Source organism: Agromyces intestinalis (genome assembly GCF_008365295.1).
Classification (GTDB): Bacteria; Actinomycetota; Actinomycetes; order Actinomycetales; family Microbacteriaceae; genus Agromyces; species Agromyces intestinalis.
Window position 1 is genome coordinate 3,554,367 of the sequence record NZ_CP043505.1, and the last position, 19,005, is coordinate 3,573,371.

Below are 19,005 nucleotides of genomic sequence, written 5' to 3' on the forward strand. Positions count from 1 at the left end.
CCGGATGCCGCGGCCTTCGGCCAGGCTCTCAGCACGCGGCATCCGGGGCGATCACCGGCACGAGCGCTCCGGATGCCGCGAGCCGCCGATCCCGGCGGCGCCGAGAGCTGAGGAGCATCATATGACCGACCAGATCACCATCACCGGCATCGTGGGCAGCGACCCGCGGCCGTACACGACGAACCAGGGTCTCGCCATCACGAGCTTCCGGCTCGCCTCGACCCGGCGCTACTTCGACCGGGTGCAGGGCACCTGGGTCGATGCCGACACCAACTGGTACACGGTGTCGTCGTTCCGCAACCTCGCGGTCAACGCCGCGATGTCGATCCGCAAGGGCGAGCACGTCATCGTGCACGGGCGGCTGAAGCAGCGCTCGTGGGAGGCGGGCGAGCGCAGCGGCACCGCCGTCGAGATCGAGGCCGACGCCATCGGACACGACCTCGCGTGGGGCGTCACGCAACTGCGCAAGCTGATGCCGTCGCAGGCGTCCTCGGCCGAGCCGCAGTCCGGCGCCGAGGCTGGCGAGGCCGGTGAGGCCGGGGTCGACGCGGCGACGGGCGAGGTGTCCGACGAGTACGCGGTGTCCGCGCCCGACCCCGACGAGGCGGCGTTCGCCGAGCTCACCGAGTTCTCGAGCGCGGACGATCTCGACGTCGACGCCGAGTACGACACTTCGGCCGCGCTGTCGGCCGACCTCGCGGGATCGGCACGCTGACCCCTCGGCGCACGTCCTCCCGCGCCGAGCGAACGCATAGACTCGGCTCGGGCGGACGGCACCGCCGGAAGGGGAGACATGAGACGGCGCCGCACCTCCAGCGCGATCCTCGGGCTTGCGTCCGCCTGCATCGCGGTCGCCCTCGCGGGGTGCACGACGCCCCCTCCTGAGCCGACCTTCGAGTCGACGGGGCGCCCGGTGCCGAGCGAATCGGTCGGCCCGGCCGACGCGCCGGTTCCCACGCTCATGCCCGACCTCTCGGCGAGCGAGAACCTCCCGGTGTTCGACTACGTGAACCTCGCCGTGGTGGCCGCGAACCCGGCGGCAGGCGGCCGGGCGTTCATCGACGCGCTGACGCAGGCCGGCTTCGACAAGTCGAAGATGGAGGTCACGAGCGATGTGACCACCCGCGATGAGCCGGCCGACTCGATCCAGTTCTCGGTGCAGTTCCAAGGCGAGTGCTTGGTCGGTCAGTTCGGCCCGGCGTCGGGCGGGTATCACGGCGCGGTGCGGCCGCTGCTCGGAACCGGGCGCTGTCTGGTCGGCGCGACCGTCCCCATAGACTGGTAGCAAATGGCTGAGTACATCTATTCGATGGTTCGCGCCCGCAAGGCGGTCGGCGACAAGGTGATCCTGGACGACGTCACGATGGCGTTCCTTCCCGGAGCGAAGATCGGCGTGGTCGGTCCGAACGGTGCGGGCAAGTCCACGATCCTGAAGATCATGGCGGGGCTCGACCAGCCCTCCAACGGCGAGGCACGCCTCACGCCGGGGTTCTCGGTCGGCATCCTCATGCAGGAGCCCGAACTCGACGAGTCGAAGACCGTGCTCGAGAACGTGCAAGAAGGCGTCGGCCCGATCAAGGCGAAGATCGACCGGTTCAACGAGATCTCGCTCGCGATGGCCGAGCCCGACGCCGACTTCGACTCGCTGCTGGCCGAGATGGGCAGCCTGCAAGAGGACATCGACCAGGCCGACGCGTGGGACCTCGACTCCCAGCTCGAGCAGGCGATGGACGCGCTGCGCTGCCCTCCGGGCGACACGCCCGTCTCGGTGCTGTCGGGTGGTGAGAAGCGCCGCGTCGCGCTCTGCAAGCTGCTGCTGCAGAAGCCCGACCTGCTGCTGCTGGACGAGCCCACCAACCACCTCGACGCCGAGAGCGTGCTCTGGCTCGAGCAGCACCTCGCCAAGTACCCCGGCGCCGTGCTCGCTGTCACGCACGACCGGTACTTCCTCGATCACGTCGCCGAGTGGATCTGCGAGGTCGACCGCGGCCGGCTCTACCCGTACGAGGGCAACTACTCGACCTATCTCGAGAAGAAGGCCGAGCGTCTGCAGGTGCAGGGCAAGAAGGACCAGAAGCTGCAGAAGCGCCTGAAGGACGAGCTCGAGTGGGTGCGTTCGAACGCGAAGGGCCGCCAGGCCAAGTCGAAGGCACGTCTCGCCAGGTATGAAGAGATGGCGGCCGAGGCCGAGCGCACCCGCAAGCTCGACTTCGAGGAGATCCAGATCCCGCCGGGCCCGCGCCTCGGCGATGTTGTGCTCGAGGTGAAGAACCTCGAGAAGGGCTTCGGCGACCGCAAGCTCATCGAGAACCTGAGCTTCTCGCTTCCCCGCAACGGCATCGTCGGCATCATCGGCCCCAACGGCGTCGGCAAGTCGACCCTGTTCAAGACGATCGTCGGTTTCGAGCCCGTCGACGGCGGTTCGGTGAAGATCGGCGAGACCGTCAAGATCTCGTACGTCGACCAGTCGCGTACCGGCATCGACCCGAACAAGAACCTCTGGGAGGTCGTCAGCGACGGGCTCGACTACATCCAGGTCGGCAAGACCGAGGTGCCGAGCCGAGCCTACGTGTCGACCTTCGGCTTCAAGGGCCCCGACCAGCAGAAGAAGGCCGGCGTGCTCTCGGGCGGTGAGCGCAACCGACTGAACCTCGCGCTCACGCTGAAGCAGGGCGGCAACCTGCTGCTGCTCGACGAGCCCACCAACGACCTCGACGTCGAGACGCTGTCGAGCCTCGAGAACGCGCTGCTCGAGTTCCCGGGCTGCGCGGTCGTGATCACCCACGACCGGTGGTTCCTCGACCGCATCGCGACGCACATCTTGGCGTACGAGGGCACCGACGACGACCCCGCCAACTGGTACTGGTTCGAGGGCAACTTCGAGGCGTACGAGGCGAACAAGGTCGAGCGACTCGGCCCCGACGCCGCGAAGCCGCACCGTTCGACGTACCGCAAGCTGACCCGCGACTGACATGCGCCTGCATGTGCCGACACCGCTTCGCTGGGGCGACCTCGACGCGTACGGCCACGTCAACAACGCCAGGATGCTGAGCCTGCTCGAAGAGGCCCGCATCCAGGCGTTCTGGGTTTCCGACGACACGCCCGAGCATGCCGTCGGCGCATCGACGGCGGTGATCGACGCATCCGCGGGCACGAGCACCCTGACGCTCATCGCGCGGCAAGAGGTCGAGTACCTCGCCCCGATCCCGTACGGTCGGCTGCCGCTCGACATCGAACTGTGGATCGGTCGGATGGGCGGGGCGAGCCTCGACGTCTGCTACGAGGTGTACTCGCCCGCCGGGGTCGAGCCGCGCACGCTGTACACGCGCGCGGCGACGACGATCGTGCTCGTCGACGCGGCGACGAACACGCCGCGGCGCATGACCGATCGCGAGCGCGCCGCCTGGGAGCCGTACGTCGAGGCGCCGGCGGAGTTCCGCCGGCGCTGACCGCGCTCACTACCCGAGCGACTCGCTCACCCCGCTACTCGCCGAGCGGCTCGTCGCTGAACGTGCCCTCCCAGACGGCTCGGCTTCCCGACTCGCCGATCTGCACGATCGTCCACGTCGCACCCGCGCCGACGACGACTGCAGCGACCGTCAGCACGACTCCGGCCGCGATGGCGGCGCCGCGGCCGGACGCCGGTCGGCGCTCGGGGGACTCAGGCTGCGAAGCATCCGACTCGTCTTCGGAAGCGGCGCCGACCGCCCGCCTCCGTGCCACCCGCTCGACGAGCGCCCAGGCGCCGATCGCCACGGCGACCACGAGGAGCGCCCAGACCCAGGGCACGATCGTCTCGCCCATCGAGGTGTGCTCCTGCACGAGCGGAGACGGGAACACACGCGATTCGAGCCACTTGCCGGCTTCGATCGTCGTGAGCGCGAGGGGCACGAGGCCGATCGCCGCCACGAGCGCGGGGATCCACAGCACTCGGCGGGCGGCCGGCCAGGCCGCCAGCACCACGAGGAGCAGAGCCAGCACGGGGGTGCCGATCACGACCGCGTGCACGAGCAGCACGTGCAGCGGCAGCCCTGCGAACTCGTAGTCCATCGTCACGACCCCGTCACGATGCGGTCGCCGTCGAGGTGCACCGCGATCGGGGTGAGCGGCTGGAGCGCCGGCCCGTTCAGCACCTCGCCGGTCGCCGCGTCGAACCGCGAGCCGTGGCACGGGCAATGGAGTTCGGCACCCGCGGGCGCCACCTTGCACTGCTGGTGCGTGCAGATCGCGCTGAACGCCGCGACGACGCCCGCGCTCGGCTGGGCGAGCAGCGCATCGGCGCCGTCGATCGTGACGCTGATGCTCTCGCCAACCGGCACGTCGGCGAGCGCCGCGACCTCGGAGCCGGCGGCGACGTCGGTTCCGGGGGCCTCGGCGCCACCCCCGCCTGTGCCGTCACCGCCGCTACCGCTGTCGGCGTCGCCCGACGAGGTAGCCGACGGCGCATTCGACCCCGGTGCGCACCCCGCGAGCACCAACGCGGCGCCGGTCGCCCCCAGACCGCCGACCGTGAGCAGGCCCCGCCTCGTGAACTCCGCGCGTTCGGTCATCGTCGTCCCTTCGCGTCACGGCCGCGCAGCGCGGCATCCGTGGTGTCATTCTGGAGCAGCGCCGCCCGCCCGGGCGGGATGCACAGGATTCATTCAGTCGAACGCACCCGGATCCGGCACGCGCACCATGCCCTCTTGCGCGACGCTCGCCACGAGCAGTCCGTCGCGGGTGTAGATGCGCCCGAGCGAGAGCCCGCGACCGCCACCGGCCGACGGCGACTCCTGCGTGAACAGCAGCCACTCGTCGACGCGCGCGTCGCGGTGCCACCACATCGCGTGATCGAGGCTCGCGACTTTGAGGCCGGGCGTCGCCCAGGCGATCCCGTGGGCGCGCAGAATCGGCTCGAGGATGGAGTAGTCGCTCGCGTACGCGAGGGCGGCTCGGTGCAGCTTGGGGTCGTCGGGCAGCCGGCCGAACGCGCGCATCCACAGCGCCTGCCGCGGTTCCCGCTCGCCGTCGGCGTGCACGTAGATCGGCGCGGGGACGTGCCGGATGTCGAACGCGCGCTCGCGCGACCAGTACCTGGCGACCTCGTGGTCGATCGCTGCGAGCACCTCGGATGCCGAGGGCAGCGACTCGGGGTCGGGCAGATCGCGCGGCATCTCGACGTGGTGCTCGATGCCCTCGTCGTCGGTCTGGAACGATGCGATGAGCGAGAGGATCGGCTTGCCCTGCTGGTACGCCTGCGTGCGGCGGGTCGAGAACGACCGGCCGTCGTGGATGCGGTCGACGGCGAACGTGATCGGATGCTGCACGTCGCCGGGGCGCAGGAAGTAGCCGTGCATCGAGTGCAGCATGCGTTCGGGAACCACGGTGTGCGTCGCGGCGATGAGCGACTGTGCGAGCACCTGCCCTCCGAAGACGCGGCCCAACGGCATCCACTGCGACGGCCCGGTGAAGATGTCCTCGGTCGTGCGGGCGCCGGTGTTCGTCAGGTTGAGGGTGCTCAACAGGCCGTCGATCGAGCTGTTCATCGTGTCTCCGTCTCGGTCGCGACCGATGGGCCGGGCGGCGCAGCCACCGGAGTCGCGGCGCTCCCTTGGTAGTTTATTCAGGAGATGGTTCAGCAACTGACGCTCGCCGACAGCCTCTCGCTCGGCGACCTGCACACGTATCTGCAGCGCGCAGGTCGCGTCGACGACGGATCGGTGCGGCTGATCGCCGGCAGCGGCATCCTCGCGGTCTACACGGCGATCCTGTATCCGCGCGGCATCCTCGACGAGACGCCCACCGTGCTGGGCCTGCGCACGTTCGCGCTTGCGGACACCGACGACTTCGACAGCGTGGTGCCCATGCGCTCGCTGGTCGAGCGCATCGTGCGGGCGCGCGGCCGGTTGCCCGACGACGATACGTCGCACCCCGTCAGCATGTCGCGTCCGCCCGAGGTCAACACGGTCACGTGGGCGGGCATCTCGCCGCCGCGCGGCGGGTGGCGGGCGCTCGGCGAGACGGATGCCCCGACCCTCGAGCGGGCGGCGCGGGCCGGCATCGACGAGGTCGCCGAGGCGATCCCGACGGGCACCGGCGAGCAGCTCGTGCAGCGGGTGCGCAGCGAGGTGTGGGGCCGCGGCATCGACGGGCTCGAGTACGTGCCGGCCGGGGCGGGATTCGCCGCCTACAGCCTCGGATTCCTCGGCGACGATGCGATCGGCATCTTCGAGACCGGCCCGTGGACGAGGCTCAGTTCGCGCCGCGGACACGTGCTCGTGCGCCGCAAGCCCTGGACCTTGAAGTCCTGAGCGGGCCGAGCGCGTTCGCGCCCGCCCCACCCGGGGCGACGTCGGTCAGCCGCGCGCCATGGCGCGACCGGCCGCACGACCGCTGAAGAGGCATCCGCCGAGGAACGTGCCCTCGAGCGCGCGGTACCCGTGCACGCCGCCGCCGCCGAAGCCGGCTGCCTCGCCGGCCGCGTACAGGCCGGGGATCGGTGCGCCGTCGTCGCCGAGCGCGCGCGAGTCGAGGTCGGTCTGGATGCCGCCGAGCGTCTTGCGCGTCAGGATGTGTAGCTTCACCGCGATGAGCGGGCCCGCGCCCGGGTCGAGGATGCGGTGCGGCGTCGCCACCCTGATGAGCTTGTCGCCGCGCGAGCGGCGGGCCGAACGGATCGCCGCGAGCTGCAGGTCCTTCGAGAAGTCGTTGTCGAGCTCGCGGTCGCGCGCGCGGATCTGGCGTTCCACCTCGTCGGTGTCGAGTTCGGCGGTGCCCGAGAGCCGGCGCATGCCGTCGAGCAGTTCGGGCAGCGTGTCGGCGACCACGAAGTCGACGCCGTGCTTCTTGAACGCCTCGACCGGCTCCGGCGCGCCCGAGCGCACGCGCTGCGCCAGCAGCTTCAGGTCCTTGCCGGTGAGGTCGGGGTTCTGCTCGCTGCCCGAGAGTGCGAACTCCTTCTCGATGATCTTCTGGGTGAGCACGAACCACGAGTGGCCGTGCCCCGTGCCCATCAGGTGCTCGAGCGTGCCCAGGGTGTCGAAGCCCGGGAACAGCGGCACGGGCAGCCGGGTGCCGGTCGCGTCGAACCAGAGCGACGAGGGCCCGGGCAGGATGCGGATGCCGTGCGCGGGCCAGATCGGATCCCAGTTGGTGATGCCCTCGGTGTAGTGCCACATCCGGTCGCGATTCACGAGCCGGGCGCCCGCCTGCTCGGCGATCGGGAGCATCCGACCGTCGACGTGGGCGGGCACGCCCGAGAGCATCTCGGCGGGCGGGGTGCCGAGCCGCTCGGGCCAGTACTCGCGCACGAGATCGGGATTGCCGCCGATGCCGCCCGACGCGACGAGCACCGCCGGGGCGCGCACCTCGAACTCGCCGACCGCGTCGCGGTTGCTCGGTGCGCCGCGTTCGGCGTCGTCGTCGGCGAGCACGATGCCGCGGGCGCCGACGACGGTGCCGTTCTCGACGATGAGCTCGTCGACTCGGTGCCGGTGCCGCAGTTCGACGAGCCCCGCCGCCTCGCCGGCCTTCACCCGCGCGATGAACGGGGCGAGCACGCCCGGGCCCGTTCCCCACGTGATGTGGAAGCGCGGCACCGAGTTGCCGTGCCCCGTCGGTGTGCCGTCGCCGCGCTCGGCCCAGCCGACGACCGGGAAGAACCGCACGCCCTTCTCGTGCAGCCACGCGCGCTTCTCACCGCCCGCGAACTCGAGGTACGCCTCGGCCCACTTGCGGCCCCAGGCATCCTCGTCGTCGCGGTCGAATCCCGCCGTGCCGAACCAGTCCTGCCGGGCGAGTTCGGGGGAGTCGGCGATACCCATGCGCCGCTGCTCGGGCGAATCGACGAGGAAGAGGCCGCCGAACGACCAGTGCGCCTGACCGCCGAGGCTCGCCGCCGGCTCCTGCTCGAGGATGACGACGTGCTTGCCGGCGTCGACGAGCTCGGCTGCGGCGACCAGGCCGGCGAGGCCGGCGCCGATCACGATCGCGTCGGGGGCGCCGGCGGTTCGGGTGGGGGAGGCTGCTGCCACGGGTGACTCCTTCGTCTGGGGAGGGCAGGTGGGTGTTGCGCGGGTCGTGCGGGTGGTGTGCTGCGAGGGAGGGGGCGTCAGTCGTCGAAGGTGTTGACCATGGCGAAGGCGGCGCGCTGCAGGTAGTCCCAGAGCGTCTCTTCATGCAGCGGCGACAGCTCGAGCGAGTCGACCGCGCGGCGCATGTGGGTGAGCCAGCGATCGCGGGCATCGGGGTTCACATGGAACGGCTGGTGACGCAGTCGAAGGCGGGGATGCCCCCGCTCGGCGCTGTAGGTGCCGGGCCCGCCCCAATACTGTTCGAGGAACAGCTGCAGGCGGCGCTTGGCGGGCCCGAGGTCCTCTTCGGGGTACATCGGCTTCAACACCGGGTCGTCGGCGACGCCGCGGTAGAACGCATCGACGAGGCGCTCGAACGTCGCGTGGCCGCCGACCTGTTCGAAGAACGATGGACCGAGTGCCGCGCCGTGCTCGCTGCCGCGAAGCGGCACCGAGGCGGGCGGCACCGAGGCGGGCGGCACCGAGGCGGGCGGCACCGCGGCGGGCGGCACCGCGGACGGGGAAGCCGGGAATGCTTCGCTCATGAGGCGTCTCCGTTCGAGCTGCCGGGTGGCGGGATCTTGGGCGTGCGTTTCGGACGACGCCGGGATGCCGCGGCGCCCGTCGAGGCATCCGAAGCTCCGCCGGCGAGCACCGCGTTCGGCGCGGTCTTCGGCGGGCGAGCGCCCTTCACGCGGGTCGCGCCGTCGAATCCCGTGAGCACGACCGTGTTCAGGTTCGGCAGGTGCACGCCCATCTCGTCGAGGTCCCGCTTCAGCCGCACTCGCAGCTCGCGAGCGATGTCGTCCTTCGCCGACGTGCGCACCTTCATCACGATGCGGGTGACCATCGCCTCGGCCGAGATCGACTCGAGGCCCCACACCTCGGGTTTCTCGAGCACGCGCGAGCGCCACTTCGACGTGTGGGCGAGCTCGGTCGCCGTCTTCAGCATCTGCGCCTCGACGGCGTCGATGTCGGCGTCGTAGGGCACCGCGAGGTCGACGATCACGCGCGCCCAGCCTTGGGACATGTTGCCGATCCTCAGGATCTCGCCGTTGCGCACGAACCAGAGCGTGCCGTTCACGTCGCGCACCGTGGTGATGCGGATCCGCACCTCCTCGACGATGCCGGTCGCGGGGCCGAGGTCGACGACGTCGCCGACGCCGAGCTGGTCCTCGACGACCATGAAGATGCCGTTCAGGACGTCTTTCACGATGTTCTGCGCGCCGAAGCCGAGGCCGGCGCCGATCGCGGCCGACAGCAGTGCGAACGAGCCGAGGATCGACGTGTCGATCACGTTCACGAGCATGAGCACGACCACGATGAACAGCGTCACGTTCACGATGTTCGACAGCACGGTGCCGAGCGTGCGGGTGCGCTGCACGAGACGCACCGCCGCCAGCGGCGATGCCTGGAGCGCCTGGGTGTCGGTGACGTCTTGCTTGGACTTCACGCCCGTGACGACGCGGTTCACCGTGCCGTCGATGACGAAGTGCAGCAGCCAGCGGACGAGCAGCGCGATCGCGATGATGATGATGATCGCGACGGCCTTGCCGACGATGAGGCCCCAGTTCTCGCTCCACCAGGTCGCGAGGTCGCTCCAGAACCCCGCGTCGAGCGGGGTCTCGTCGGGCGCAGGCTCCGCGAAGATGACCATGGCTGGTGAGTCTAGTTCGCGACGGCTGGGAGCTCGGTGGCCGTCGCGCGCTCGGCGGATGCCGCGTCGAGTGCGCGTGCGGCGATCGCGCGCTCGAGCTCGGCGAGGTGCTCGGCGACGTATCGGCGCAGGGGCGCGGGCTCGGGGTTGGCCTCGAGCCACGCACGCGTGAGGGTCGCGAGTTCGGGGTCGATGAGCGGGGCCGGGAACAGGCGCCGCACGATGAGCGAGCCCATCGTGAAGCCGCGCTCGGACCACACCTTCTGCAGCATCGCGAAGTACCGGCGCACGTTCGTGGTCAGCAGCGTGGCGGGCTCGGCGCGCAGCCACCCGTCGGCGATCGCGCGGGCGAGGTCGTTCGACAGGGTCGTATCGGTCGCGACTCGCTCCCACGCGGCATCCTTCACCGCTTGGTCGGGACGAGCGGCCCGGGCGGTCTCGGCGAGCTGGCGGCCCTTGGCCGTGTCGTCCTCGACCAGCTGTGCGTCGATCTCGGGATCGTCGGCGGCGCCGAGCGCCGCGCGCGCGATGAGCAGCTCCCAGCGCAGGTCGAGGTCGACGACGAGCCCGTCGAGCGCGAGCGATCCGTCGGCGAGCGAAGCCAGCACGTGCGCGTGCGACTCGGTCGCGGCGAGCCGCGTGAACGCCTTCACGAACTGCAGCTGCGCGTCGGAACCGGCTTCGGCGAGCTGGGCCTGCGCCCAGATCGCGTCGCCGGCCTCGGCGGCGAGCCGCTCGCGCCGGTCGTCGGCGACGTACCGCGACAGCGCGGTCTCGAGCCGGCCGAGCGCGAGGCTGCGCGCCGCCGACTGCGTTTCGCGCCCGATGCTGCGCAGCACGAGCTGCACGAACTCGGTCGCCGGCAGTTCGGCGTCGCGCACCGAGTCCCACGCCGAGCCGAGCACGACCGCGCGCGCCACCGGATCGGCGAGGTCGCCGAGGTGCTCGATCGCCGTCTCGAACGAGCGCGCATCGAGTCGCACCTTCGCGTAGGTGAGGTCGTCGTCGTTCACGAGCAGCAGATCGGGCACGGCGTGCCCGACCAGGTCGGGCACCGGGGTGGATGCCCCGTCGATGTCGAGCTCGAACCGTTCGGTGCGCACGAGCGAGCCGTCGACGAGCCGGTAGCAACCCAAGGCGAGCCGGTGCGGGCGCAGGGTCGGATGCTGCGCCGCACCGGACTGCTCGACCGAAGCGGACGTGATCGTGCCCGATGCATCCGCCTCGATCGTCGCGCGCAGCGTGTTCACGCCCGCCGTCTCGAGCCAGACTTCGCTCCAGCTCGTGAGCTCGCGGCCGCTGGCCCGCTCGAGCTCGTCGAGCAGGTCGCGCAGGGTCGCGTTGCCGCCCGCGTGGGCCGCGAGGTACGCGCCCACGCCGAGCTGGAACGCGTCGAGGCCCACCCACGCGACCAGCTGCTTCAGCACCGATGCGCCCTTGTCGTAGGTGATCGCGTCGAAGTTCACCTCGACGTCGCCGAGCTCGCGGATCTCGGCGACGATCGGGTGCGTCGAGGGCAGCTGGTCCTGTTCGGCGGCGTGCGTCTTCTCGTCGCTCGCGAACGTCGCCCAGACGCCGGTGAACTCGGTGATCTGCGAGGTCGCGAGCGTCGAGGCCCAGGTCGCGAACGACTCGTTGAGCCACAGGTCGTTCCACCACCGCATGGTCACGGCGTTGCCGAACCACATGTGGCTGAGCTCGTGCAGCACGACGATCGCGCGCTGCTCGCGGCGCGCGTCGGACACCCGCGAGCGGAACAGGTAGCCCTCGTTGAAGGTCACCGCGCCCACGTTCTCCATGGCGCCCCAGTTGTACTCGGGCACGAAGATCTGGTCGTACTTGCCGAACGGGTACGGCACGCCGAACGCCCGCTCGTAGAACGCGAGCCCGTCGCGCACGAGCTCGAACATGACCTCGGGTTCGGCGTACTGCGCCAGCGAGCGGCGGGTGAACAGGCCCAACGGCACGTCGCGGCCGTCGACGCTCGCGGCGCTGTCGCGCCAGCTCGCGTACGGGCCGGCGACGAGCGCGACGATGTAGCTGGAGATGACCGGGCCGGGTTCGAAGCTCCAGGTGGCGGATGCCTCGCGGCCGGTGTCGGATGCCGCGGCCGACGTCGGGGCGGCCGTGGCCGCGACCGGCTCGGGCGACGGCGCGTTCGACAGCACCGTCCAGTGCGCGGGCGCGGTGATCTCGAACCGCACCGACGCCTTCAGGTCGGGCTGGTCGAAGACGGCGTACACCCGGTTCGCCTCGGCGACCGCGAACTCGGTGTAGAGGTAGGTCTCGCCGTCGACGGGATCGACGAACCGGTGCAGCCCCTCGCCGGTGTTCGAGTATGCGCGGGTCGCGACCACGCGCAGCTCGTTCTCGGCGACCAGATCGTCGAGTCGGATGCGCGACCCGTCGATCGCCTCAGCCGCGTCGAGGGCCCGGCCGTTCAGCACCAGCTCGTGCACCTCGACCGCGGTCGACTCGATGAACGTCGACGCACCGGGCTCGGCGCCGAATCGCACGACCGTCTCGGATCCGAACGTGTCGCCGCCGCCCGTGAGGTCGAGAGCGACCTCGTAGCTCGGCCCGGTGATGAGCCGGGCCCTCGCGTCTGCCTCGGCTCGGGTCAGGTCGGCAGCGGGCATGGGCGTCCTTCCGTGTCGCGTTCGCCCGGCCAGCCTAGTCGCCGGTCGCGGGCGTTCCGGATGCGCTGCCGCCGGCGTCTGCGAGAAGCAGGCCGTGCTCGTACGCGATGATCACGAGCCGAACCCGGTCGCGCGCGTCGAGCTTCTGCAGCAGCCGGCCGACGTGCGTCTTGACCGTCGACTCGGAGAGGAAGAATCGCTCGGCCAGCTCGGTGTTGTTCAGACCCTCGCCGATCGCGACGAGGATCTCGCGCTCGCGCGGGGTGAGCGCGGCGATCACGTCGGGTGCGCCGCCGCCGTCGGATGCTCCGCTGCCACCGGATGCACCGCCGTCGCGCGGCAGGGCCGGCACCCGGTCGGCGAACAGCTCGAGCATGCGTCGCGTCACCCGTGGTGAGAGCGCGGCCTCGCCGGCGTGCACGGTGCGGATCGCCGCGACGAGTTCGTCGGGCCGCACGTCCTTCAGCAGGAACCCGCTGGCACCGGCCCGGATCGCCGCGAACGCGTACTCGTCGAGGTCGAACGTCGTGAGCACGAGGATGTGGGGTGCACCCGCGCGTCCAGAGATCGCGGCGGTCGCCTCGATGCCGTCCATGCCGGGCATGCGGACGTCCATGAGCAGCACCTCGGGGGAGGCGGTGCGCACGAGCTCGATCGCCTCGCGGCCGTCGGATGCCTCGCCGACCACCTCGATGCCGGGTTCCGCCGAGAGCACGAGCCGGAAACCGGTGCGCACCAGCGCCTGGTCGTCGACGATGCCGACCCGTACTCCGCTCACGTGCTCGCACCCTTCTCGCTCGGATCGCCGTCGACCCGCAGGGTCGCGTGCAGGCGCCACCCGGCGTGCGACCGGGGCCCGGCCTCGACGCTGCCGTCGTACAGCGAGACCCGCTCGCGGACTCCCGGAAGCCCCCGGCCGCTACCGGTCGTGGCGGGCGTGCGGCGTGCTGCGCGCGCGTCGTCCTCGACGACCACATCGACAGTTGGCCCCTGGTAGGCGACCGCCACGTCGACGCGAGTGGCGTCGTGCGCGTGGCGCAGCACGTTCGTGAGGCCCTCTTGCACGATGCGGTACACCGTGAGCCCGAGCGCCGAGTCGTCGGGCGCGACGCCCGAGGTCGTGAGCCGCACGGGCAGGCCGGCGTCGCGGAACCCGTCGACGAGGTCGGGCAGGCCGCCGGCGTCGGGTTGGGGGCGACGCTCGGCCGGGACATCCGGGTCATCGAGCACGCCGAGCATCCGCCGCATGTCGCCCAGCGCCTCGCGACCGGCCTCGGCGACCGTGCGCATGCCCTCGGCGGCCTGCTCGGGGTCGCGCGTCGCGGTCGCGGCCGAGCCGTCGGCGAGGGTGATCATGACGGTGAGCCCGTGCGAGACGATGTCGTGCATCTCCCTCGCGATGCGCGCCCGCTCAGCGGCGGCGGCGAGCCTCGCCTGCTGGTCGCGTTCGCGCGCCAGGTCGTGCGCCCGCGCGATGAGCGCGTCGAGGTATCGCCGGCGGTTGCCGACCGTCACGCCGATGAGGGTCGCGATGAGCATGCCGACGAACGCCTGCGAGGTCATCGCTGGGGCGCCGTCGCGGTCGATGAGCCCGTCGGGGATCGCGCCGACGAACCCGAGCCAGACGGCGAGGAAGCTCGACGCCGCTGCGACGACGACGGAACCGGCGAACCCGATCCAGGCCGCCCTCGTCGACCGGTAGACGCCGAGGCCGTATAGGGCCAGCAGCACCGGCAGCGATTCGACCGAGCCCGTCACCGAGACGGCCAGGCACACCGCCCACGTGACTGCGATGACGACCCAGGGTCGGCTGCGTCGGAACAGCAGCAGGCAGATGCCCGCGGCGATGATGCCCGCGGCGTGCACGATGGTCGCCCACACCGGTGGAGCCACGGGGGTCGTGCCCGCCGCGCCCACACCGGCGACCGTCACGGTGGGCAGGACGTAGACGGCCGCGATCAGAGCATCGACGAGCCGCGGATGCCTCGCCCAGAACCTGCGGATGAAGCCGGGCGGTCGGGGCAGGCGCAGTTCTCCCCCGACCGCCCCCTCGGGCGGGTCGGGGGAGAATCCGGCATCGGCCATGATGTGGATGCTACGCGTCGCGCCGCCTGAGCAGCACGGCCGCACCCGCGATCGACGCGGCGACCCAGCCGACCGTGATGGCGAGGCTCTGCCACGCGTTCGGATCGGTCGACGCGGGGTCGACGGCGCCGGGGGGCGTCGTCATCACCATGCCGGCGGACGCGAGCAGGTACGGCACCAGGTCGTGCGCCCAGTCGGCCGGGAGCATCTGCAGCACGGTCGGCAGGAGCAGCAGGAGCCCGAGCACCGCGGCGATGCCGCCCGCGCTGGAGCGCAGCATCGTGCCGACCCCGAGCGCGAACACCGACACCAGCGCGAGGTAGAGGGCGCCCAGCAGCAGCGGCTGCACGACCTCGGGGTCGAACAGGCTCACCGACACCCCCGACCCGGCGAACACGGCGTTCGCGGTGACGAAGGCGGCGAGGAGCGCGACGACGCCGACGGCGAATGTGGTGAGGAACAGCACCGTCGCCTTCGCCGCGAGCGCCGGGAGGCGCCTCGGCGTCGCTGCCAGGGTGGAGCGGATCATCCCCGTCGTGTACTCGCCGCTCATCGAGAGTACGCCGAGCACCCCGACGACGAGCTGGCCGAAGAGCACCCCGAACGACGCGGCCTGCACGACGAAGGCGACCTGCTGCTCGGCCGGCGCGGTCGCGACGTCGAGTTCGCCGCCCATGCCGCCGGTGAACGTCGCCGACATGAGCCAGGCCATGCCCACCGCGATCGCGATGACGATGGCATACGACCAGACGGTCGAGCGCAGGCTGCGGAGCTTGATCCACTCGGAGTGCACGAGCCGCGCGAAGCTCGGGCGGGTCTCGTCGTGGCGGACAGGAGGCGCGGTGAGGGTCGTGGTGGTCATCGGACAGCCTCCGTACGGTACTCGACGGCGTCGGCGGTCAGGGCCAGGTAGGCCTCTTCGAGCGACGCGGTCTGGGCGGTCAGTTCATGCAGAGCGATGCCGTTTGCGGCGGCGAGGTCGCCGATGACGGATGACTCGTGGCCGGTCACCTCGAGCACACCCCCCTCGGATCGCACGATCGCGACCTCGGGTGCGGCCAGCAGGTCGGCCAGGCGCGAGGCGTGCGGCGAGCGCACGCGTACCCGCTTGCGGCTGACGCCTGAGATGACGTCGGCGATCGGCGCGTCGGCGATGATCTCGCCGCGGCCGAGCACGATGACGTGGTCGGCGGTCTGGGCCATCTCGCTCATCAGGTGCGACGAGAGGAACACCGTACGCCCCTCGGACGCGAGATGGCGGACGAGCTGCCGCACCCAGAGGACGCCCTCGGGGTCGAGTCCGTTGACGGGTTCGTCGAGGATGACGGTGGCCGGGTCGCCGAGCAGGGCGGCCGCGATGCCGAGCCGCTGGCCCATGCCGAGCGAGAAGCCGCCGACGCGCTTGCGCGCAACCGATTCGAGCCCGGTGAGCTCGATGACCTCACGGACTCGGCTGCGGCCGATGCCGTGGGTCGCGGCCATCGCGAGCAGGTGGTTCTCGGCGGTGCGACCGGTGTGCACGGCCTTCGCGTCGAGCAGGGCGCCGACCTCGTGCAGCGGCGCGCGGTGCGCGGCGTAGGGTTTGCCGTTCACGGTGACGGCGCCGGTGGTCGGGCGGTCGAGTCCCACGATCATGCGCATCGTGGTCGACTTGCCGGCGCCGTTCGGGCCGAGGAATCCCGTGACGACGCCCGGTCGCACGGTGAAGGTGATGTCGTTGACGGCCGTCTTGGCGCCGTAGCGCTTGGACAGCCCGGTGGCGGTGATCATGTCGTCGACGCTACGCAGCGGCGACAGCCGGCACATCGGCCGTGAGAACGGTTCGGGGCGTCGGCGGGTGGTACCGAGGTACCACCCGCCGACGCCCCGGGCCGACGTCGCGGGTGGGGTCAGGCCTGCGCGTCGCGCTCCTGCGCGGTCAGCGCACGCTCGACGCCGGCGAGGTGCTCGACGATCAGGCGGCGCAGCGCGGGCGCGGCATCGGCGTGCGCGTCGAGCCAGGCGCGGCTCGCCGCGGCAAGGTCGGCGTTCGCGAGCGGCGCGGGGTAGAGCAGGTCGACGATCTTCTCGGCGATCGCGTAGCTGCGTTCCGCCCAGATCCGCTCGATGACGCCGAAGTAGCGGTCGACGAACGGCGCGAGCAGTGCGGTGTCGTCAGCGCGCAGGAACCCGGCCGCGGTCTCGCGCACCACCGAGTTGCTCGCGGTGTCGCTGTCGACGAGCGACGCCCAGGCGCGCTCCTTCGCTGCGGCGGTCGGGATGGCGGCACGGGCGTGCGCGGCCGCCTCGCGACCGGTCGCGGTGTTGTCGTCGGCGAGGCGTGCGTCGATCTCGGCGTCGCCGGCGCGGCCGGCCGCGACCAGGGCGCGCGCCAGCTCCCACCCGAGGTCGGTGTCGATCTCGAGCCCGTCGAGCGCGATCGAGCCGGCGGCGAGGCCCGCGAGCGCGTCGATGTTCGTGCCGGCCTCGGCGATCGCGGCGAACGACTTCACGAACTGGAACTGGGCGTCGCTGCCGGCTGCGGCGGCCTGTGCGAGCGCCCAGAAGCCGTCGGCGAGCCGACGGCGCGACTCGGCGCGCTCGGCCGGCGCCACGTAGGAGCTCGCGGCCAGGATCGCGTTCGCGAGCACGATGCGCAGCGTCGTCGACTCGGTCTCGCTCGCGATGTTGCCGAGCACCAGGTCGAGCCAGTCGCTCGCCGGGGTCTCGCCGTCGCGGGTCGCGTCCCACACGCTGCTCCAGACCAGCGCGCGGGCCAGCGGGTCTTCGATCGCCGACAGGTTCGCGATCGCGACCTGCTGGGATGCCTCGTCGAGGCGGATCTTCGCGTAGGCGAGGTCGTCGTCGTTCACGAGGATCAGGTCGGGGCGGGCGAGGCCGACGAGCTCGGCGACCTCGGTGCGCTCGCCGTCGACGTCGAGCTCGACGCGGTGCTCGCGCACCAGCTTGCCGTCGCGCAGCTGGTAGAAGCCGATCGCGAGCCGGTGCGGGCGGATCGTGGGGTAGTCGGCGGGCGCCGACTGCAGCACGGCGAACGACGTGATCGTGCCGGCCTCGTCGACCTCGAGCTCGGGGCGCAGCGTGTTGACGCCCGCAGTCTCGAGCCAGACATCCGACCAGCCCGACAGATCGCGGCCGCTGGCGACCTCGAGCTCGGCGAGCAGGTCGGCGAGCGTGGTGTTGCCCCACGCGTGCTTGCGGAAGTACGCGCCCACGCCCGTGAAGAACGCGTCCACGCCGACCCACGCCGCCAGCTGCTTCAGCACCGAACCGCCCTTGGCGTAGGTGATGCCGTCGAAGTTGACCAGCACGTCCTCGAGGTCGTTGATCGTCGCCGAGATGGGGTGCGTCGAGGGCAGCTGGTCTTGACGGTACGCCCAGGTCTTCTCCATCGAGTTGAAGGTCGTCCACGCGTTCACCCACTCGGTGGCTTCGGCGGTCGCGATGGTCGACGCCCACTCGGCGAACGACTCGTTCAGCCACAGGTCGTTCCACCACTTCATGGTGACGAGGTCGCCGAACCACATGTGGGCGAGCTCGTGCAGGATCGTGACGACGCGGCGCTCCTTGATCGCGTCGGTCACCTTCGAGCGGAACACGTACACCTCGGTGAAGGTGACGGCGCCCGCGTTCTCCATCGCGCCGGCGTTGTACTCGGGCACGAAGAGCTGGTCGTACTTGTCGAACGGGTAGGCGACGCCGAACTTGCGCTCGAAGTACTCGAAGCCCTGCTTGGTCTTCTCGAAGATGTAGTCGGCGTCGAGGTACTGCGAGAGGCTCTTGCGGCTGAACACGCCGAGCGGGATGACCCGCCCGTCGGAGCTGGTGAGCTCGTCGCGCACGACGTCGTAGGGCCCGGCGATCAGCGCGGTGATGTAGCTCGAAATCCGCGGGGTGGGGCCGAACGGCCAGGTCGCGCGCTCCTGTCCGTCGGCCGAGGTGCCCGCGGCGACCGGCTCGGGCGTCGGCTGGTTCGAGACGACCTGCCAGTGCGCGGGCGCGGTCACGGTGAACCGGAACGCGGCCTTCAGATCGGGCTGCTCGAACACCGCGAACATGCGGCGCGAGTCGGGCACCTCGAACTGCGTGTAGAGGTAGACCTCGCCGTCGGCGGGGTCCTCGAAGCGGTGCAGGCCTTCGCCCGTGTGCATGTACCGGCCGTCGGCGTCGACGACGAGCACATTCTCGTCCTGCAGGTTCGGCAGCGCGATGCGCACGCCGTCGCTGACCTCGGCGGGGTCGAGCGCGACGCCGTTCAGGGTCACCGAGTGCACAGCGGCCGTGATCGCGTCGATGAAGGTCGAGGCACCCGCCGTCGCGGCGAAGCGCACGGTCGTCGTCGACCGGAACACGTCGGGGCCCTTCGTCACATCGAGCACGACGTCGTAGTCGTGGACGGTGACGAGGGCGGCGCGCTCCTCGGCTTCTGAGCGGGTGAGATTGTCTCCGGGCACGGGGTCTCCAGTCGATTCGATCGGATGCATCGGGGCCGCGGCTTCTGGCCGCACGCACCGCGAACCAGCCTAAGCCAGGGGTGCATTCGGGGCACCTGTCGCGTCCCTAGACTTGGTGC

At 71.1% G+C, this 19,005-nt stretch carries 17 protein-coding genes; 5 read left to right on the top strand and 12 right to left on the bottom strand.

Annotated elements, in window-relative coordinates; all coding sequences use genetic code 11:
* Nucleotides 1–121: 121 nt before the first annotated feature.
* From FLP10_RS16190 to FLP10_RS16205, 4 genes are all read left to right on the top strand, one after another.
* The gene (locus FLP10_RS16190) at nucleotides 122–715 is read left to right on the top strand and encodes a single-stranded DNA-binding protein (protein WP_168209219.1); all 594 of its coding nucleotides are present in this window, start codon (nucleotides 122–124) and stop codon (nucleotides 713–715) included.
* Between the two features lie 78 nt (nucleotides 716–793).
* Nucleotides 794–1,285: a DUF6993 domain-containing protein gene (locus FLP10_RS16195; RefSeq protein ID WP_149161801.1), complete on the top strand. Its 492-nt coding sequence runs from the start codon at nucleotides 794–796 to the stop codon at nucleotides 1,283–1,285.
* A 3-nt stretch (nucleotides 1,286–1,288) separates the two neighbouring features.
* Nucleotides 1,289–2,971, top strand: coding sequence for an energy-dependent translational throttle protein EttA (gene ettA / locus FLP10_RS16200; protein WP_149161802.1), 1,683 nt, complete (start codon nucleotides 1,289–1,291; stop codon nucleotides 2,969–2,971).
* 1 nt (nucleotide 2,972) lies between these two features.
* Nucleotides 2,973–3,449, top strand: coding sequence for an acyl-CoA thioesterase (locus FLP10_RS16205; RefSeq protein ID WP_149161803.1), 477 nt, complete (start codon nucleotides 2,973–2,975; stop codon nucleotides 3,447–3,449).
* Between the two features lie 34 nt (nucleotides 3,450–3,483).
* Here FLP10_RS16205 and FLP10_RS16210 read toward each other — a convergent pair whose 3' ends face one another.
* From FLP10_RS16210 to FLP10_RS16220, 3 genes are all read right to left on the bottom strand, one after another.
* Nucleotides 3,484–4,050: a hypothetical protein gene (locus tag FLP10_RS16210; protein ID WP_149161804.1), complete on the bottom strand. Its 567-nt coding sequence runs from the start codon at nucleotides 4,048–4,050 to the stop codon at nucleotides 3,484–3,486.
* A gap of 2 nt (nucleotides 4,051–4,052) precedes the next feature.
* Nucleotides 4,053–4,550, bottom strand: coding sequence for a QcrA and Rieske domain-containing protein (locus tag FLP10_RS16215; RefSeq protein ID WP_149161805.1), 498 nt, complete (start codon nucleotides 4,548–4,550; stop codon nucleotides 4,053–4,055).
* Between the two features lie 93 nt (nucleotides 4,551–4,643).
* A complete protein-coding gene (locus FLP10_RS16220; RefSeq protein WP_210418430.1) occupies nucleotides 4,644–5,525 on the bottom strand; it encodes an acyl-CoA thioesterase in 882 nt (293 codons plus the stop codon).
* A gap of 84 nt (nucleotides 5,526–5,609) precedes the next feature.
* On the opposite strand from FLP10_RS16220, the gene FLP10_RS16225 reads away from it, so the two are divergent.
* Complete coding sequence (locus FLP10_RS16225; RefSeq protein ID WP_149161806.1) at nucleotides 5,610–6,290, top strand: DUF8185 domain-containing protein; 681 nt, start codon at nucleotides 5,610–5,612, stop codon at nucleotides 6,288–6,290.
* 45 nt (nucleotides 6,291–6,335) lie between these two features.
* On the opposite strand, the gene FLP10_RS16230 is transcribed toward FLP10_RS16225, so the two are convergent.
* The 9 genes from FLP10_RS16230 to pepN (FLP10_RS16270) all read right to left on the bottom strand — a co-directional run bounded on the left by FLP10_RS16230 (nucleotide 6,336) and on the right by pepN (FLP10_RS16270) (nucleotide 18,886).
* On the bottom strand, nucleotides 6,336–8,012 hold the full coding sequence (locus FLP10_RS16230) for an FAD-binding dehydrogenase (RefSeq protein ID WP_149161807.1): 1,677 nt from the start codon (nucleotides 8,010–8,012) through the stop codon (nucleotides 6,336–6,338).
* Between the two features lie 77 nt (nucleotides 8,013–8,089).
* Nucleotides 8,090–8,503, bottom strand: coding sequence for a globin (locus tag FLP10_RS16235; protein ID WP_246150435.1), 414 nt, complete (start codon nucleotides 8,501–8,503; stop codon nucleotides 8,090–8,092).
* 89 nt (nucleotides 8,504–8,592) lie between these two features.
* Nucleotides 8,593–9,708 carry a mechanosensitive ion channel family protein gene (locus FLP10_RS16240; protein WP_149161809.1) on the bottom strand — a complete coding sequence of 372 codons (1,116 nt, stop codon included), beginning with the start codon at nucleotides 9,706–9,708 and terminating at the stop codon, nucleotides 8,593–8,595.
* Between the two features lie 11 nt (nucleotides 9,709–9,719).
* Nucleotides 9,720–12,347, bottom strand: a complete 2,628-nt coding sequence (pepN, locus tag FLP10_RS16245; RefSeq protein ID WP_149161810.1) for an aminopeptidase N — start codon at nucleotides 12,345–12,347, stop codon at nucleotides 9,720–9,722.
* A gap of 34 nt (nucleotides 12,348–12,381) precedes the next feature.
* On the bottom strand, nucleotides 12,382–13,125 hold the full coding sequence (locus FLP10_RS16250) for a response regulator transcription factor (protein ID WP_149161811.1): 744 nt from the start codon (nucleotides 13,123–13,125) through the stop codon (nucleotides 12,382–12,384).
* On the bottom strand, nucleotides 13,122–14,432 hold the full coding sequence (locus FLP10_RS16255) for a sensor histidine kinase (protein ID WP_149161812.1): 1,311 nt from the start codon (nucleotides 14,430–14,432) through the stop codon (nucleotides 13,122–13,124). Before FLP10_RS16255 ends, FLP10_RS16250 begins: the two co-directional genes overlap by 4 nt.
* Before the next feature lie 10 nt (nucleotides 14,433–14,442).
* Complete coding sequence (locus FLP10_RS16260; protein WP_149161813.1) at nucleotides 14,443–15,294, bottom strand: ABC transporter permease subunit; 852 nt, start codon at nucleotides 15,292–15,294, stop codon at nucleotides 14,443–14,445.
* Complete coding sequence (locus FLP10_RS16265) at nucleotides 15,291–16,202, bottom strand: ABC transporter ATP-binding protein (RefSeq protein WP_149161814.1); 912 nt, start codon at nucleotides 16,200–16,202, stop codon at nucleotides 15,291–15,293. Before FLP10_RS16265 ends, FLP10_RS16260 begins: the two co-directional genes overlap by 4 nt.
* 119 nt (nucleotides 16,203–16,321) lie before the next feature.
* Nucleotides 16,322–18,886 (bottom strand): aminopeptidase N, encoded by a 2,565-nt coding sequence (pepN, locus tag FLP10_RS16270; RefSeq protein WP_149161815.1) that lies wholly within the window; start codon nucleotides 18,884–18,886, stop codon nucleotides 16,322–16,324.
* Between the last annotated feature and the right edge of the window lie 119 nt (nucleotides 18,887–19,005).

Coding starts and splice junctions, on each gene's coding strand:
- FLP10_RS16190 (WP_168209219.1), top strand. CDS start 122: ATGACCGACCAGATCACCATCACCGGCATCGTGGGCAGCGACCCGCGG.
- FLP10_RS16195 (WP_149161801.1), top strand. CDS start 794: ATGAGACGGCGCCGCACCTCCAGCGCGATCCTCGGGCTTGCGTCCGCC.
- ettA (WP_149161802.1), top strand. CDS start 1,289: ATGGCTGAGTACATCTATTCGATGGTTCGCGCCCGCAAGGCGGTCGGC.
- FLP10_RS16205 (WP_149161803.1), top strand. CDS start 2,973: ATGCGCCTGCATGTGCCGACACCGCTTCGCTGGGGCGACCTCGACGCG.
- FLP10_RS16210 (WP_149161804.1), bottom strand. CDS start 4,050: ATGGACTACGAGTTCGCAGGGCTGCCGCTGCACGTGCTGCTCGTGCAC.
- FLP10_RS16215 (WP_149161805.1), bottom strand. CDS start 4,550: ATGACCGAACGCGCGGAGTTCACGAGGCGGGGCCTGCTCACGGTCGGC.
- FLP10_RS16220 (WP_210418430.1), bottom strand. CDS start 5,525: ATGAACAGCTCGATCGACGGCCTGTTGAGCACCCTCAACCTGACGAAC.
- FLP10_RS16225 (WP_149161806.1), top strand. CDS start 5,610: ATGGTTCAGCAACTGACGCTCGCCGACAGCCTCTCGCTCGGCGACCTG.
- FLP10_RS16240 (WP_149161809.1), bottom strand. CDS start 9,708: ATGGTCATCTTCGCGGAGCCTGCGCCCGACGAGACCCCGCTCGACGCG.
- pepN (WP_149161810.1), bottom strand. CDS start 12,347: ATGCCCGCTGCCGACCTGACCCGAGCCGAGGCAGACGCGAGGGCCCGG.
- FLP10_RS16255 (WP_149161812.1), bottom strand. CDS start 14,432: ATGGCCGATGCCGGATTCTCCCCCGACCCGCCCGAGGGGGCGGTCGGG.
- FLP10_RS16260 (WP_149161813.1), bottom strand. CDS start 15,294: ATGACCACCACGACCCTCACCGCGCCTCCTGTCCGCCACGACGAGACC.
- FLP10_RS16265 (WP_149161814.1), bottom strand. CDS start 16,202: ATGATCACCGCCACCGGGCTGTCCAAGCGCTACGGCGCCAAGACGGCC.